At 52.7% G+C, this 15,733-nt stretch carries 17 protein-coding genes, 3 tRNA genes and 1 pseudogene; 19 read left to right on the top strand and 2 right to left on the bottom strand.

The annotated features are described in order from the left end of the window. Positions 1–30: 30 nt before the first annotated feature. Together B9L19_RS10180 and B9L19_RS10175 are read right to left on the bottom strand one after the other, a co-directional pair. Positions 31–498, bottom strand: a complete 468-nt coding sequence (locus B9L19_RS10180) for a hypothetical protein (RefSeq protein ID WP_025950246.1) — start codon at positions 496–498, stop codon at positions 31–33. A gap of 13 nt (positions 499–511) precedes the next feature. Beyond that, entirely contained in the window at positions 512–1,276 is a 765-nt protein-coding gene (locus B9L19_RS10175; RefSeq protein ID WP_025950245.1) for a hypothetical protein, read from the bottom strand. A gap of 190 nt (positions 1,277–1,466) precedes the next feature. Here B9L19_RS10175 and B9L19_RS10170 point away from each other — a divergent pair. From B9L19_RS10170 to B9L19_RS10080, 19 genes and pseudogenes are all read left to right on the top strand, one after another. Continuing rightward, positions 1,467–1,540: transfer RNA gene (locus B9L19_RS10170), tRNA-Pro, on the top strand. Between the two features lie 10 nt (positions 1,541–1,550). After that, positions 1,551–1,623, top strand: a tRNA-Ala gene (locus B9L19_RS10165). 9 nt (positions 1,624–1,632) lie between these two features. After that, positions 1,633–1,722, top strand: a tRNA-Ser gene (locus B9L19_RS10160). 109 nt (positions 1,723–1,831) lie between these two features. Then, a pseudogene (locus B9L19_RS10155) lies at positions 1,832–1,963 on the top strand (type II toxin-antitoxin system PemK/MazF family toxin); the annotation flags it as partial. Between the two features lie 271 nt (positions 1,964–2,234). Continuing rightward, complete coding sequence (locus B9L19_RS10150; protein ID WP_047753143.1) at positions 2,235–3,068, top strand: pirin family protein; 834 nt, start codon at positions 2,235–2,237, stop codon at positions 3,066–3,068. A gap of 94 nt (positions 3,069–3,162) precedes the next feature. Further along, a complete protein-coding gene (nfsA, locus tag B9L19_RS10145) occupies positions 3,163–3,912 on the top strand; it encodes an oxygen-insensitive NADPH nitroreductase (protein WP_025950242.1) in 750 nt (249 codons plus the stop codon). A 22-nt stretch (positions 3,913–3,934) separates the two neighbouring features. Further along, the gene (locus B9L19_RS10140; RefSeq protein WP_025950241.1) at positions 3,935–5,143 is read left to right on the top strand and encodes an MFS transporter; all 1,209 of its coding nucleotides are present in this window, start codon (positions 3,935–3,937) and stop codon (positions 5,141–5,143) included. A gap of 104 nt (positions 5,144–5,247) precedes the next feature. Next, positions 5,248–5,991, top strand: a complete 744-nt coding sequence (locus B9L19_RS10135) for an NAD-dependent protein deacylase (protein ID WP_025950240.1) — start codon at positions 5,248–5,250, stop codon at positions 5,989–5,991. Positions 5,992–6,170: 179 nt separating this feature from the next. After that, entirely contained in the window at positions 6,171–7,349 is a 1,179-nt protein-coding gene (locus tag B9L19_RS10130; protein WP_025950239.1) for an acyl-CoA dehydrogenase family protein, read from the top strand. Positions 7,350–7,384: 35 nt separating this feature from the next. Then, entirely contained in the window at positions 7,385–8,149 is a 765-nt protein-coding gene (gene fabG, locus B9L19_RS10125; protein WP_025950238.1) for a 3-oxoacyl-ACP reductase FabG, read from the top strand. A 14-nt stretch (positions 8,150–8,163) separates the two neighbouring features. Continuing rightward, positions 8,164–8,613, top strand: a complete 450-nt coding sequence (locus B9L19_RS10120; protein WP_025950237.1) for a MaoC family dehydratase N-terminal domain-containing protein — start codon at positions 8,164–8,166, stop codon at positions 8,611–8,613. Beyond that, positions 8,610–9,014 (top strand): MaoC family dehydratase, encoded by a 405-nt coding sequence (locus B9L19_RS10115; protein WP_033024253.1) that lies wholly within the window; start codon positions 8,610–8,612, stop codon positions 9,012–9,014. The genes B9L19_RS10120 and B9L19_RS10115 overlap by 4 nt, the downstream gene beginning before the upstream one ends. Before the next feature lie 95 nt (positions 9,015–9,109). Beyond that, on the top strand, positions 9,110–10,279 hold the full coding sequence (locus B9L19_RS10110; RefSeq protein WP_025950236.1) for a thiolase family protein: 1,170 nt from the start codon (positions 9,110–9,112) through the stop codon (positions 10,277–10,279). 20 nt (positions 10,280–10,299) lie between these two features. After that, on the top strand, positions 10,300–10,908 hold the full coding sequence (locus B9L19_RS10105) for a TetR/AcrR family transcriptional regulator (protein ID WP_047753141.1): 609 nt from the start codon (positions 10,300–10,302) through the stop codon (positions 10,906–10,908). Between the two features lie 27 nt (positions 10,909–10,935). After that, positions 10,936–11,799: a branched-chain amino acid ABC transporter permease gene (locus B9L19_RS10100; RefSeq protein ID WP_025950234.1), complete on the top strand. Its 864-nt coding sequence runs from the start codon at positions 10,936–10,938 to the stop codon at positions 11,797–11,799. Next, complete coding sequence (locus B9L19_RS10095) at positions 11,799–12,839, top strand: branched-chain amino acid ABC transporter permease (protein WP_047753140.1); 1,041 nt, start codon at positions 11,799–11,801, stop codon at positions 12,837–12,839. Before B9L19_RS10100 ends, B9L19_RS10095 begins: the two co-directional genes overlap by 1 nt. A 2-nt stretch (positions 12,840–12,841) precedes the next feature. Next, complete coding sequence (locus tag B9L19_RS10090) at positions 12,842–13,606, top strand: ABC transporter ATP-binding protein (RefSeq protein WP_047753139.1); 765 nt, start codon at positions 12,842–12,844, stop codon at positions 13,604–13,606. After that, positions 13,599–14,306: an ABC transporter ATP-binding protein gene (locus tag B9L19_RS10085; protein WP_047753138.1), complete on the top strand. Its 708-nt coding sequence runs from the start codon at positions 13,599–13,601 to the stop codon at positions 14,304–14,306. The genes B9L19_RS10090 and B9L19_RS10085 overlap by 8 nt, the downstream gene beginning before the upstream one ends. A gap of 122 nt (positions 14,307–14,428) precedes the next feature. Beyond that, on the top strand, positions 14,429–15,649 hold the full coding sequence (locus B9L19_RS10080; protein WP_047753137.1) for an ABC transporter substrate-binding protein: 1,221 nt from the start codon (positions 14,429–14,431) through the stop codon (positions 15,647–15,649). Positions 15,650–15,733: the final 84 nt, after the last annotated feature.

Here is a 15,733-nt window from a genome sequence, read left to right as displayed (position 1 = left end):
CGGGTTTTTCAGTGAAAGGGGATGAAATGCCTATCTATTCGGCTGCTTGTCGTGAACGCCGGCGAGTCCAAGTGCGTGATGGCTCCGCAGCAACTGCTCCACGGCCGGCCATTGCTGTTCATCGCAACGGATGAGAAGCACGATATCAGCGCCTGTGCGGCTTTGACGGTGCGTGGATTTTCGGTTTACCCACCATTTGAGCAAAATGCCGATTCCGATGCCTAAAACAGCCCCGATAATCCCCCAAATGATCGGACCCCATGCCAACACATAGCCGTAAATCGCCCCTAGCAGCATCAAGCACGTTCCTAAAATCGCCGCCAAGTCAAGGAAGCTGAACCCGTTGGCGTGATGGAGCGTATCAAGCAGGCGCGGCGGTTCGGCAGAGCGGTTGAGCGGGACTGCAAAAATCTGATGTTCAGCAATCCCTTTTTCTTGAAGCGCTGAAATCGCCAGTTCAACGAATAGGTGGCTCTCGAAAGTGGCAATGACAATCATGAAACGCCTCCCATCAAATCGGCCATGCGAACCGTTTCGGCTGAAAGCGGCGCCGCAAATAGTGGGCTAGTTCTTTTTCAAACAACTTGTTGTATTCGACCGCTGATACGTAAGCATCGTAAAAGATGAACGAATAAATCGATGGCAGATAAAGCGCCCACTGCATATCGATGATCTTCGTTGCACAATCCAATCGGCCCGTCAGCGTGTACGTAATCGCTTCGGGCAAGTGGGCGAAATACGATACCAAAATGGTAAAGGTGAAGATAAACAGGCCTGTGATCACTTTATGGACATACAAATGGCCAAGGCCCGGGGCGAGCACCGACCAGACCAGCGCCAGCCAAGGCTCGCGCTTGTCCAAATAATTAATATCCCATATTCCCATTCGGATGGAAGAGATCGGCGCATCTTCGCGGTCGGCGAGCAAATACAGCTTATTCATGTCGACGGAGCCGCGGTAACTGTCCCAAATGCTGTACATATAGATGGCGACGTAAAACATGAGCCATCGCTCGTCGAGCGCCGCTTTGGCCTTTTCAAAATCGCCGAGGAGCGAGTATAATATACCTGTATTGATATGGGCTTTTGTGTTGATAAACAACTCCCAGAGGATTAACATAAAGGCTGTGGCATAGCGTTGCTGCATCAAATTGCCGAAACCCGGAAACGAAAAGGAAAAAAAGGCGACGACAAGCGGATGACGCAAATGGAAATGGGTGGTTGTCAATTGCGACAAATGCGCCCGCTTGCGCCGCGCCGGCGGAATAAGTTTCACAAAGCGCCCCCTTTCCTTTACACGGTTGCTGTGTTTTTAGTATAGGAAAAAAGGAGCGACAGCTATGCAGGCCGTTTCAGAAAAAAGATGAATTTTCATCCGTTATGACGAAAAAAAGATAAAAAAACTATTGACTTTCCTTTGAGGTTTATATAGAATATGAATTGTCGCAAGGTAAACCAGCCTATATCGGGAAGTAGCTCAGCTTGGTAGAGCACACGGTTCGGGTCCGTGAGGTCGCAGGTTCAAATCCTGTCTTCCCGATCATGAATCTGGGGCCTTAGCTCAGCTGGGAGAGCGCCTGCCCCGCACGCAGGAGGTCATCGGTTCGAATCCGATAGGCTCCATTTTTACACGGAGGAATACCCAAGTCTGGCTGAAGGGGGCGGTTTCGAAAACCGCTAGGGGTGTCACAGCCTGCGGGGGTTCGAATCCCTCTTCCTCCATTTCTAACATCCGATCCTGTCAAATTATCAATCATGAAACCCTTGATGCGACTGCGTTGGCAGTCGTTTTTCATTTTTTGGGAATCCTATTGACTTTCTTCAAATGTAATTCAATCCACAAGCAGGGCATGAGCAGGCAGGAAAAAGGCCCGGCATCGTTCTATCACCAAAGCGGTTCAATCAATTGACAGGGTTTGCGGTGCTTTGCCCGATCACCCGGCAACAAAAAGGATATCCATTTTTGCACGTGGTGAACGAGCATGTCCATTCGTCCTTGAAATATCAATCGTTTTATGGTGGGGTTGGAATTCTTCTTCCACATACAAACGTCCACCTGCCGATTGTCGGCAGATTTTTTTGTTTTTTGCGAGCGGTATGGCAGCCATTTTTCAGGCAGATGACTTGCCTGTTTTTCGTTGAATTCGGTACGATGAAGGGGGAAGCGGTTTGCTGATTGAGCCGCACTCCTTCCGGCAACGGCCGGGATTGCGCAACATAAGGGAGGAGAGGTTATGGTCATTCAACGCCGCATTCGCCGCGTGAAAACCGTGCAAATGACCACCAACAGTCCGATTCATCGCAGCGGTCCGGTGCTTGAGCCTGGGAACTGGCAAGAGTATGATCCGTTTTTGCTGCTGATGGAAGACATTTTTGAGCGCGGAACATTTGACGTCCATCCGCACCGCGGCATTGAGACGGTCACGTATGTGATCAGCGGCGAGCTTGAACATTTCGACAGCAAAGCCGGCCACGGCGCGCTCGGGCCCGGGGATGTGCAATGGATGACGGCCGGCCGCGGCGTCGTCCATAAAGAAGATCCGGCGCCCGGTTCGACGGTGCACAGTCTTCAGTTATGGGTCAATTTGCCGAGCACGCATAAAATGACCGAGCCGCGATACCAAAACTTGCGCGCTGAAGAGATGCCGGTGCGAAAAGAGGAAGGAGCGATGATCCGCGTCTTTTCCGGCTCATCCAAAGGCGTCAAAGCGCCGACGAAGAACATCGTTCCGGTGACGATGGTGGAAATGACGGTGGAGCCGGGAGCGACGGTCGCCCAAGACTTGCCGGGGCATTACAACGGCTTTTTGTACATTTTAGAAGGGAGCGGCACGTTCGGGGCTGACCATACGGAAGGAAAAGCCGGGCAAGCGCTGTTTTTCAGCCGCCACGACCGCGGCGAAAAAACGGAGCTAAACGTGACCGCCCGTGAAAAACTGCGCCTCCTTCTTTACGCCGGCGAGCCAGTGAACGAACCGGTCGCCGCCTACGGGCCGTTCGTCATGAACACGCCCGAACAAATCCGCGAGGCGATTCGCGACTATCAAGAAGGGCGGTTTGGGCAATAACGGAAGGGAAAGAGCTGATTCATTGTATGGCTCTTTCTTTTTTGCTATCATGTTCACAAAAAGAAGCCGTTCGGCTGTTAAGGAGGACATAGGCATGAACCAAGTCATCGAAACGATTCTCCAGCACCGTTCGATCCGCCGGTTTGAAGACAGGCCGCTCACGGATGAACAAATCCGCACGATTGTTGAATGCGCCCAAGCGGCGTCGACTTCAAGCTATGTTCAAGCGTACTCGATCATGGGGGTGAAAGATCCGGAGAAAAAACGGAAGCTCGCCGAGCTGGCCGGAAATCAATCCTATGTCGAGCATAACGGCCATTTCTTTGTGTTTTGCGCCGATTTTCACCGCCATGAGCTCATCGGTGAAATCGAGGAAAAAGACGTGATTCCGTCGCTTGAAAGCACGGAAAAGTTTATGGTCGCGCTGATTGACACGGCGCTTGCAGCGCAAAACGCCGCCATTGCCGCGGAGTCGATGGGGCTTGGCATCTGCTACATCGGCGGGCTGCGCAACCATTTGCCGGAAGTATGTGCGCTGCTAAATGTGCCGAAGCGGGTCATTCCGCTGTTTGGGCTTGCCGTCGGCTATCCTGCGCAAACGCCGGATCAAAAGCCGCGGTTGCCCTTTGAACACGTTTATCACGAGGACGAATACGACCAAGACCGCGCACGATTCATCGAGCAGCTGCAGCGCTACAATGAAACCGTTTCTACCTATTATGAACAACGGACAAACGGCCGCCGCCGCGACACATGGACCGGGCAGATGGCTGATACGCTCAGCCGCCAAGTTCGGATGTACATGAAGGAGTTTGTAGAAGAGAAAGGGTTCAATTTGCGTTAGCTTCTTGCTTAGGAGGATAAACATGCAACTGCTGTTTAAAAAGCGCGGAGCCTTGTTTATTTTGATGTGCAATTTATTGCTCGTGTTCATCGGAGTCGGCTTGATGATTCCGGTTATGCCGGCGTTTATCGAGCAATTAGGCATTTCAGGAGGAACGGTCGGATGGCTTGTGGCCGTTTTTTCTTTGACACAGTTTCTTTGTTCGCCGGCAGCGGGCAAACTTGCGGATGTGGTCGGACGAAAAAAGTTGATGTTTTGGGGGATGCTTCTGTTTGCCTTTTCTGAATGGATGTTCGGTTATGCTGATCATGTTTTTGAGCTGTTTTTCTCAAGGGTGATCGGCGGGATAAGCGCCTCCCTCACCATGCCAGCCGTGATGGCGTATGCTGCAGATGTCACCACAAATGAAGAAAGAGCGACAGGAATTGGATATATTAATGCGGCGATTACAATGGGGTTTATGATTGGTCCGGGCATAGGGGGATACATGGCGGAGTGGGGGGTTCGCGTTCCTTTCGCGTTTGCAGCTGTAGCAGGAGTGACGGCTGCTGTCGTGACGGCATTGTTTCTTCCAGAATCTCATTCGCCTGAATCGGTTGGAACAGGTCAAAAGGAGCATGCGCTGTTTTGGGCTCAACTTTCTCAAGTTCACCGCCAGCCGTACTTTTTTAGTTTGCTGATTCTATTTGCGCTGTCATTTGGACTGGCCAATTTCGAAACGATTTTCAGCTTATTTGTTGATCATCGATTTGGATTCTCCCCAAAAGAGATCGCTTTCATCGTGACAGTTGGTTCGATTGCTGGTCCGATCGTCCAATTGACCACATTTAGCTGGTTGTTGAGACGTTTTGGTGAACAGCGAGTCGTTTCTGCCTGCTTGTTGTTGTCTGCATTGTTCATTATGACAACGTTGCTTGCGTCCACATGGGGAATGCTTTTAGCTGCTACAGTTCTTGTTTTTTTAGCGATTGATATTTTGCGCCCTGCGGTCAGCACGCAGATGTCCAAAATCGATGACAGTCAACAAGGCTATATGGCCGGGTTGAATTCTGCATTTACAAGTCTTGGAATGATTGTAGGACCGATTGTGGCGGGTGTCCTCTTTGATGTGGATATGCGCCTGCCTTACATCGTCGCCAGTGCTGTCCTCTTTCTGTGCTTTTGCATGTCGTTATGGCAGGAAAAATCTGTGATGCGCAAAGCGAGCGGCCAGGCTTCACGCGTGCCGTGAAAAAACGAAAACAAAAAGTGGATGTCATGCTTGCAAATGTTCGGTAATACACTATGGAGACAAATCATGTTCTTATTATGCCGTCAAATGGAAGGTGGAAAAACGTGGGTTCCGTCAAACGATTGGCTGAGTGGATCAAAGAAGCCGATACAATCGCCGTCCTGACCGGGGCCGGGATGAGCACGGAGTCCGGCATTCCTGATTTCCGCAGCGAAAACGGTCTTTACGCCCAAGAGGACCATGTCGAATATTATTTGTCAGAGCATTACTACAAGAAAGATCCGGTTGATTTTTGGCGTCGATTTAAGCGGTTGTTTTCATTAAAAATGATGGGCGGCTTTGCCCCGAATGACGGACATCGGTTTCTCCGCTGGCTTGAGGACATTGGCAAAACGGTGACGATTTTGACGCAAAATATTGATGGGCTGCATACGAAAGCAGGAAGCACGAATGTCATTGAGCTGCACGGCACGCTGCAGACGGCGACATGCCCGTCATGCGGCAACAAATATGATCTGTCGTTTATCAACCGTCACGAGGTGCCGCGCTGTGAAAAGTGCCAGACGATTGTCAAACCGGATGTCGTGTTGTTTGGCGGGCTTGTGCCGCATATCGAAGAAGCGTTTGCCAAGGCGGCGCAAAGCGATTTGTTTTTGGCGATGGGAACGAGCTTGGAAGTGACGCCCGTCAACCAAATCCCGTTTTACGTGGCCGCCGAATCGCCGGCGACAAAGAAAGTGTTGATCAACAAAACAGCGACAAGAATGGACGGAATCTTTGACCTTGTCATTTATGACGGAATCGGGGAAACGGTCGCTAGCGTGCGCAAGCAAATACAGGCGGAATAGATTGATAGATTCCATGCCAACGGGAGAACGCATATAGCGTTTGCCCGTTGGACAAAAATCGAAAAAGGTATTGTACTTTTCAGAACATTCTAATATAATAAAGATAACATACCAACCGGTTGGTATTTTGATGGGTGGAGTCGAACATAAAGGCGTAACGGAAAACGGAGGGGACAATCATGTATTTGCGCTTAACGGACGAGCAGCGCATGGTGCAAAAAGCGATCCGCAAGTTTGTCGAAAAAGAGTTAATGCCGCTTGAAAACGAAGTGTTGCGCAACGAGCGGGAAGGGAAGCCCGGGCTTGCGCCGGAGAAATTGAAAGAATTGCAATTAAAAGCGAAAGAAGCGGGTTTTTGGGGGATCAACACGCCGGAGGAATACGGCGGCGCGAACTTGGGCCACGTCATGCAGGCGATCGTTCTAATGGAAGTGTCGAAAACGCTCGTTCCGTTCCAGTTCGGCGGGTCGGCGGACAACATTTTGTATTATGCCAATGAGGAGCAGAAGAAAAAATATTTGATCCCGACGATCAACGGCGAGAAAAAATCGTGTTTCGCCATGACCGAGCCAGGGGCGGGGTCCGATACACGCAACATCAAAATGACGGCGGTCAAAGATGGGGATGAATGGGTGCTGAACGGGGAAAAAACGTTCATCACCGGCGGCAATGACGCCGATTTTGTCATGGTGATCGCCATCACTGACAAAGAGCGTCACCAAGCCTCGAACGGGCGTGAAGGGGTGACATGTTTTATCGTCGACCGCGAGATGGGCTGGCGCTCCGAACCGATCTATACAATGGGGCCGTCGACGCCAGCCAGCTTGATTTTCGAAAACGTGCGCGTGCCGGAAGAAAACATTTTAGGCGAGCTGCATCACGGCTATAAGCTTGGGCTTGAGTGGATCGGCTACGCCCGCTGGGTCGTCGGCGCCCGTGCGGTCGGAGCGGCCGAGCGGCTGCTGCAGATGGCGATCGATTATGCGAAAGAGCGCGTCACGTTTGGCAAGCCGATCGCCGAGCGGCAAGCAATCCAATGGATGATCGCCGATTCGGCGGTGGAAATTGAGGCGGCCAAATGGCTCGTCTTAAATGCCGCGTTTACGCTCGACCAAGGCGAGGACAACCGCCACTTGGCGTCGATGGCGAAACTGTTTGGCGCCAACATGGGCAATCGCGTCGTCGACCGCGTCATGCAAATCCACGGCGGCATGGGCTATACGAAGGAAATGCCGATCGAGCGTTGGTATCGCGAAGCGAGATTGTGGCGCATTTACGACGGCACGGACGAAATTCAGCGCCTCATTATCGCCCGCAATTTGATCAAAGGGCACGTGAAGCTTGGACAGTTCATCTAAAAAATGAAAGCGTTATCGAAAGGGAGGAGAACACGATGAGCCAACGGTTTGCAGGAAGAGTGGCGTTTGTGACCGGAGGAAGCCGCGGCATTGGCAAGGCGATTGTCACCCGCTTCGCGGAAGAAGGAGCGAAAGTGGCGTTCATTGATTTAAACGCAGAAGCCCTTGAAGCGACGGCTGCGGAGCTGCGGGAAAAAGGGTATGACGTTTACGCCAAGGTGGCGAGCGTCACCGACCGTGAACAAGTGGAAACGACGATGCAAGAAGTGGTCGAACGATTCGGCTCGCTCGATATTCTCGTCAACAACGCCGGCATCATCCGCGACAATTTGCTGTTTAAAATGACCGATGACGACTGGCAAACGGTGATGGACGTCCATTTAAAAGGCGCGTTTTACTGCGCCCGCGCCGCGCAAAAATATATGGTCGAAAAAGGGTACGGGCGCATCATCAACATTTCGTCGACCTCCGCGCTCGGCAACCGCGGCCAGGCGAACTATTCGGCGGCGAAAGCCGGCATTCAAGGCTTTACGAAAACGTTGGCGATCGAGCTCGGCAAGTTCGGCATTACGACAAACGCCGTCGCCCCGGGATTCATTGAAACCGATATGACAAAAGCAACCGCCGAGCGGCTCGGCATTTCGTTTGAGCAGCTCATCCAAGCGAGCGTCGCCAACATCCCGGTCGGGCGCAGCGGCCGTCCGGAAGACATCGCTCATGCGGTTGCGTTTTTCGCCGACGAACGGTCGTCGTTTGTCAACGGCCAAGTGCTGTATGTGGCCGGCGGCCCGAAATGTTGAAGGGGGGGCGGAGCGTGTATCAACATGACATTGGCAAACGGTCGGCGAAAGTGAAAAATGTCGTTGAGCGCGGGGCGGTAAAAAAGTTTGCCGAGGCGATCGGCGACCCAAACCCGATTTATTGGGACGAAGAGACGGGGAAACGGTCGCGCTACGGGCGCAACATTGCCCCGCCGACGTTTCCGCGCGTGTTTGACTACGGCGTCATTGAAGGGTTGAAATTGCCAGCCAAAGGGCTCATTCACGGCGAGCAGCGCTTCCATTATGAACGTCCGTTGTTTGTCGGCGAAGAGCTGTACTGCTACGCGGAAGTGAAAGATTATTACGAAAAACAAAGCAGCATGGGCCTGCTTGGCTTTTTGGTCATCGCCAACAACGGCGAAGACCCTGATGGGAATCTCGTTTTTACTTCGACCTCGACGATTATCATCAACGAGGCGGTTAGAAAGGCGATGAGCGTATGACGACGATCCGCGATTGGCAAGTAGGGCAGTCGCTTCCTGACGTAACGCTTCCCCCGGTGTCCCGGCTCGATTTGATCAAATATGCCGGCGCATCAGGCGACTACAATCCGATTCATACGATCGACGACGAGGCGAAAAAGGCAGGACTTCCAGGCATTATCGCCCACGGCATGTGGACGATGGGCAACCTCGCAAAGCTGTTTACGCCGTATTACGAAGAAGGGTTTGTGCAAAATTATTTTGTCCGCTTTCAGTCGATGGTGTTTTTACACGATGTCATCACTTTAAAAGCAACGGTGAAAGAAAAAGACGGCAAGACGATTCGGTTTGATGTCGCTGCCGTCAACCAACATGGCAAGGAAGTTGTCAAAGGCGAAGCCATTTTTGCGCTTTACGATTGAAAAAGACGGGCGGCCCCAGAGCTGAAGCCGTAAGCGGGGCAAGGGGGTCGGCCCGTTTGCGGGGATGTGTTCACAAAGAGCAAGGGGGAATGATGATGAAACGGGATGCTGTCATTGTGTCCGCAGTGCGGACGGCCATTGCCCGCCAAGGAGGCGCTTTGGCGACGCTGCCGGCGCATATTTACGGCGCGGAAGTGATCAAAGAAGCGATGCGGCGGGCGAACATCGGCCCGGAGCACGTTGATGATGTCATCATGGGCAATGTCTTAAGCGGCGGCGGCAACATCGCCCGGCTGACGGCGTTGCAAACCGGGTTGTCCTTGGAGCTGACGGGCTTGACCGTTGACCGCCAATGCGGTTCGGGCATTAACGCTGTGACGTTGGCGGCGCAAGCCATTTGGGCTGGCGACGGGGACGTCTATATCGCCGGCGGCGTGGAAAGCATGAGCCGCGCGCCGTATTTGATGGACCGCCCAGAAAAACCGTACAGCTCAACACCGCCCAGCTTCCGCAAGTCGCAGCTGTCGCCAAAAGAGATCGGCGACCCGCCGATGGGGATTACGGCGGAAAACTTAGCGAAAAAGTACGGCATCAGCCGTGAAGAACAGGACACGTTTGCTTTGCGGAGCCAGCAGCGCATGGCGCGTGCCATGCAGGAAGGACGGTTTGACGAACAAATCGTGCCGATCACCGTTCCGGTGAAAAAAGGCGAGCCATTCGTCTTCGATACGGATGAACATCCGCGTCCGAACACGACGATGGAAGCGCTCGCCAAACTGCCGCCGGCGTTTTTGGAAGGCGGAACGGTGACAGCCGGGAACAGCTCGGGGCTAAACGATGCCGCCTCCGCGCTCGTCATCATGTCAAGGGAAAAAGCAGAGGAGCTTGGCGTAAAGCCGCTTGCCGTCATCCGCGCCCATGCGGTCGCCGGGGTCGACCCGAACATCATGGGCATCGGTCCGGTGCCGGCGACAAGAAAAGTGCTGGAAAAAGTGGGGTTGACGCTTGATGAGATGGACATCATCGAAATCAACGAAGCGTTTGCCGCGCAAGTGATCGCCTGCGACCGAGAGCTTGAAATGGATCCGGAAAAAGTGAATATCAACGGCGGCGCCATTGCCCACGGCCATCCGCTTGGCGCGACCGGGGCGATTTTGATCACGAAAGCGGTGTATGAATTGAAACGTCGCGGCGGAAAGTATGCGCTGATTACGGCGTGCATCGGCGGCGGCCAAGGCATCGCGACGATTATTGAACGAGAATGAGGCAACGGAGATCATAGGGAATGAAAGATAAGTTAAGAGAAGCCGCCATTGAGTTGTTTGAACGGAAAGGATTCAAAGAAACGTCGGTGCAGGAAATCGTGGAAGCGGTTGGGGCAACGAAGGGGGCATTCTATTACTATTACAAAAGCAAAGAAGAGCTGCTTTCTGATATTTGCCTTTCTTATATGGATGATTTGCTGCGGCAGCAGGAGCGCATCCTTGAAGATGCAGGGGCGAGCTGCACGGAAAAACTGTGGGAGATCGTCTATATGGTCATTTGCAACATTCGCACGCGGAAGAAAAGCGCCCGCATTTTCTTCCGCGAAATGCGGCATTTGGCTGATGGCCACTTGGAGGAGATCCGCGCCAAGCGGCGGTTGTTTCGCAAGCGGTATGAACAGCTTATTCGGGACGGAATGGCGCGCGGCGAGTTCAAGGCGTCCCTCAACGCGGAAATGATCACCTTTGGCCTGCTTGGGATCACGAACTGGAGCTATTATTGGTTTCAGCCGGATGGGAGCATTTCAGAAAGAGAGCTGACCGAGATTTACGTCGATTTTATTTTACATGGCATTCGGACGCCTGATGGGACGGAGATAAACAAAGAGACGGATAGGCCGCTGAACTGATCTGGCGGCAAGACAGGGGGGATCGGGATGGAGTTGTTCATTCAGCAGCTGTTAAACGGGCTGACTGTTGGAAGCGTTTACAGCCTCGTGGCGTTAGGGTTGACGCTCGTTTACGGCATTTTGCACATTCCAAACTTCGCCCACGGCGCGCTGTATATGATGGGCGGTTATGTCACATTGACGGCCATGACAAAGCTCGGGATGCCGTATGGGCTCGCGATCGTCGCATCGATGGCGGCGGTCGGGCTGCTTGGCGTCTTGATGGAGCGGCTCGTGTTTTATCCGCTTCGCAATGCGCCGCCGCTCCATGATAAAATCGCGGCGATCGGCATCTTGCTCTTTTTGGAAGCGTTTGCCCAGTTTGTCTGGGGGGCGGACTATCAGACGATGCCGACCCCGTATGGCGATGTCGTCACGGTGTTCGGATTCACATTGACCATTCAACGCATCCTCATCATCGCATCCGCTGTCATCATCATGATCTTGCTTTACCTCTTCTTGAAAAAAACGTTCATCGGCGCCTCGATCATCGCGATGGCGCAAAACCGCGAAGGGGCGAATTTGGTCGGCATTAACACGAATAAAGTCGCCATGCTGACGTTTTTCCTTTCCGGCAGTTTGGCCGCACTGGCTGCGTCGCTCGCTTCGCCGATCAACCTTGTGTTTCCCGGCATGGGGCATCTCGTCATCTTGAAAGCGTTTGTCATCATCATTCTCGGCGGCATGGGAAGCATTCCCGGCGCCATTGTCGGCGGCTATATTTTAGGATTCAGCGAGAGTTTGGGGGCGACATATGTTTCGAATGACTACAAGGATATTATCGCCTTCGCCATTCTCGTCATCATTTTAACAGTCAAACCGAACGGACTGTTTGCCAAGGAGGGACGTTGATGGCCATTTTGGAAAAACGGCGCCTATGGCTTGCTGCCCTCATCGCTGCGGCGATTCTCTTTCCGCTTTTCGTTGCCAACGGCTATTACGTGCATATGATGACTATTTCCTTTATTTGGATGATTGCGGTGTACGGATTGAACTTGTTTGCCGGCTATACGGGGTATTTGTCGCTTGCCCACGCTGGATTTTTTGCGATCGGCGCGTATGCGCTCGGCATTTTGACGGTAAAAGCCGGCTGGCCGTTTTGGCTTGCTTTTGCCGCAGCGTGTTTGCTGACGACGTTGATCGGCGTTTTCGTCGGACTTGTCGCCTTGCGAACGAAAGAACACTTTTTCGCCATTTATACGCTTTGCGTCGGCTACATCATCTATTTGATCATTGACAAATGGGACAGTTTAACCGGTGGAGTGCGCGGTTTCATTGGCATCCCGGCGCCGGCTGACATCGGGCCGCTCTCGTTTCAAACGCCCGCCGCGCAATATTATTTGGTGTTGTTTTTCTTGCTTGTCGTTGTTTGGATCATGCATCGCCTTGTTTATTCGCTGACGGGGAGGACGTACATTGCCATTCGCAACAGCGAGGAGCTCGCCTTGACGCTTGGCATTTCGACGATGAAAAACAAGCTCGCCTCGTTTGTTCTCTCGGTCTTTTTTACATCGCTGGCCGGGGCGCTGTATGCATCGTTCATCCGTTTTCTCGGCCCAGACATTGCGTACGTCAGCGTTATGTTTGACTTTTTAACGTATTTGCTTGTCGGCGGGATTGGCACGCTCGCCGGACCGGTTGTCGGCACGCTCTTGGTTACATTTTTGTCCCAGCAGCTGCAGTTTTTGCAAGATTATCGGATGTTGATTTTCGGGCCTGTATTGACGTTGCTCATCATTTTTTACCCTCATGGCATTGCTGGGGGGATCATCCGTTTGAAAGCGAAGCGGGGCGAAGCGCGCCGCCTTCAGCTGGAAGCAAGACAAGCGTCCGCGGAACTGGCTGCTGCCTCGCGCCAAGAGCGGAGCGAACGATATGCCAAGGAGGGATGACGATGTTTTTGCGCGTCGAGCGATTGACGAAGCGATTTGGCGGGCTTCTGGCGGTCAACGATGTCACCTTTTCCATCGAGCAAGGGAAGATCAACGCCATCATCGGTCCAAACGGCGCCGGCAAGTCGACGTTTTTCAATCTCATCAGCGGCTTGCATCGGCCGACGTCGGGGACGATTACGTTCAAAGGGCGCGATATTACCCGCCTGCCGGCAAACGAACGGGCGAAGCTCGGCATCGCCCGCACGTTTCAAACGACTCACTTGTTTGAACAGGCGACGGTGATGGATAACGTTATCATCGGCCATCGCCTCCGCACGTCATCCAACTTATTTGATGCCATTTTGCGCACGAAACGGCATCGCCGCGAGGAACAGGCATGCAAAGAAAAGGCGATGGAAGTGCTTGACTTTGTCGGGTTGACCGATGTGGCGGATCGGATGGTGGCCAATTTGTCGCAGGAACAGAAAAAGCGGGCGGCGTTTGCGCTCGCCTTGGCGACCGATCCGGAGCTCGTTTTGCTTGATGAACCGGCAGCCGGCATCAACCCGGATGAAACGGAAGGGCTTGAGGAATTGATCGTCAACATGGTGCAAAGGGGCCTGACCGTTTGCCTAATTGAGCACAAAATGTCGATGATCATGAAAATTGCCGACCGCATTATGGTGTTGAACTATGGAGAGAAAATTGCAGAAGGAACGCCGGAGGAAGTGAAAAACAACGAGGCGGTCATTCAAGCGTACTTAGGAGGGAGCGCCATTGCTTGAAGTTGCGAACATATCGGTCCGCTATGGGAGTTTTGCCGCCATTCGCGATGTGACGTTTTCCGTCAAGCGAGGAGAGATTGCGGTTTTGCTCGGCGCCAATGGAGCAGGAAAAAGTACATTGTTCCGCACGATCAGCGGACTGCACAAACCTGTGCAAGGGGAAATCCGCCTCAACGGTGAGCGCATCGACTCGCTTCCGCCTGACCGCATCGTCGGGCGCGGCGTCGTGCAATGCGCGGAAGGGCGCAAACTGTTTCCGCGCATGAGCGTATACGAAAATTTGCTGATGGGCGCTTACGTTCATCGAAAGGATAAAGATGGCATCCGCCGATCGTTGGAACACGTATATGAATTATTTCCCATCCTGCGGGAAAAGCGCAATGAGCCGGCCGGATCGCTAAGCGGCGGCCAGCAGCAAATGCTCGCCATCGGCCGCGCCTTAATGTCGCGTCCCGCGGTGCTCTTGCTTGATGAACCGTCGGTTGGACTCGCTCCGCTCATTGTCGAGCAAATGTTTGCCACGATTAAACAAATCAATCAAGAGGGGACGACGATTTTGCTCGCTGAACAAAACGCTCATGCGGCGCTGTCCATCGCCCATCGAGGCTATGTGTTTGAAAATGGAACGATCGTTGCCTCAGGAACAGCGGAGGAGCTGCTCGCCAACGACGATGTCCGCAAGGCATACATTGGCGGATAATATCCATATTCTCCAGCAACGAAAGCAAGGAGAAGAAGATGGCACTGAAAGGGGGTGAATACCGGGCGTATCAAATATTATCTGAACATTGAAAAAATAAATCATCAATAGGGGGGAGTAGAATGAAAAAAAGAAAATGGTCCATCGTGGCGATGATGGCAGCGATCATGATGTTGATGCTGGCTGCCTGCAACAGCTCAACGACTAACAACAACGCGGGCGGCGGAAACAACAACAATGGAGGTGGAGGCGGCGCTGAAACGGGCACAGTCAACATCGGATACAGCGGTCCGCTGAGCGGTCCTGCCGCTTATTATGGCCAACGGACGCTGAACGGTCTGAAGATGGCGGCTGAGGAAATCAACAACAGCGGCGGTTTTGAGGTCAAAGGAAAGAAATACAAAATCAACCTTGTTCCGCTGGATGACAAATATTTGCCAAACGAAACGGCGGCAAACGCCAAGCGCCTTGTGCAGGAACATCATACGCCGATCATTTTCACGCCGCACAGCGGCGGCGTCATGGCACTGCAAGTGTTCAACCAAACGGACAATTTCATCATCGCGGCGTACACAAGCGAACCGAAAATTACGCAGACCGGCAACAAGCTAACCGTGCGCATTCCGCCGCGCTATGACGGCTACATCCCGACTTTTACCGATTATGCCATGAAGCGTTTCGGCAAGAAACTGGCCGCCTTGCCGACGGCGACGCAATACGGGAAAGACTGGACAGAAAAACTGTTGCCGTATTGGGAAAAACAAGGCGGAAAAGTCGTCTACAAATCATCGATTGACTTTACGAAAGACACCGACTTCTTTACGATCGTGACGAACGCCTTGAAAGAAAAACCAGATGTGCTGTTTATCGGGGGCGCTTCGGAACCGACGGCAAAAGTGGCGAAACAAGCGCGCGAACTTGGATTTAAAGGCGGCTTTATCATTATGGATCAGGCGAAACTCGATGAGATGAAACGGGTGACAGGCTCTTATGACATGCTGGAAGGCTCGATCGGCGTCATGCCGCTTGTCGAGTCGGATGAACCCGCGGTTCCCGAGTTTGTGAAAAACTACCGGGCGAAGTTCAACGAAGATCCGGGGTCAGAAGCCGCTTACAACTATTTGGCGCTTTATGCTTTCGTTGAAGCGATGAAAGCGGCAGGCACCGTCGATGATCCGCAAGCCATCCGCGAACATATGAACGATGGTTTAAAAAACATTCCAGCAGAAAAGAAAGTGTATAACGTCCCGAGCATCGGCGACGATGGCGGTTTTGAATCAGAAATCGTTGTGGCTGCGGTGGAAAATGGAAAAATTGTGCCGATTGAGTTAATTGACAAATAATCCGTCCGCCACGCAAGGAAGACAAACGAAGAAGCCCTTTCATCAGCACGGTTGTCATGCATAGCGTCTCGAAGGAAACAACAC

The organism is Geobacillus thermocatenulatus (genome assembly GCF_002217655.1).
Classification (GTDB): Bacteria; Bacillota; Bacilli; order Bacillales; family Anoxybacillaceae; genus Geobacillus; species Geobacillus thermocatenulatus.
This window is presented reverse-complemented; position numbering and strand designations above follow the sequence as displayed.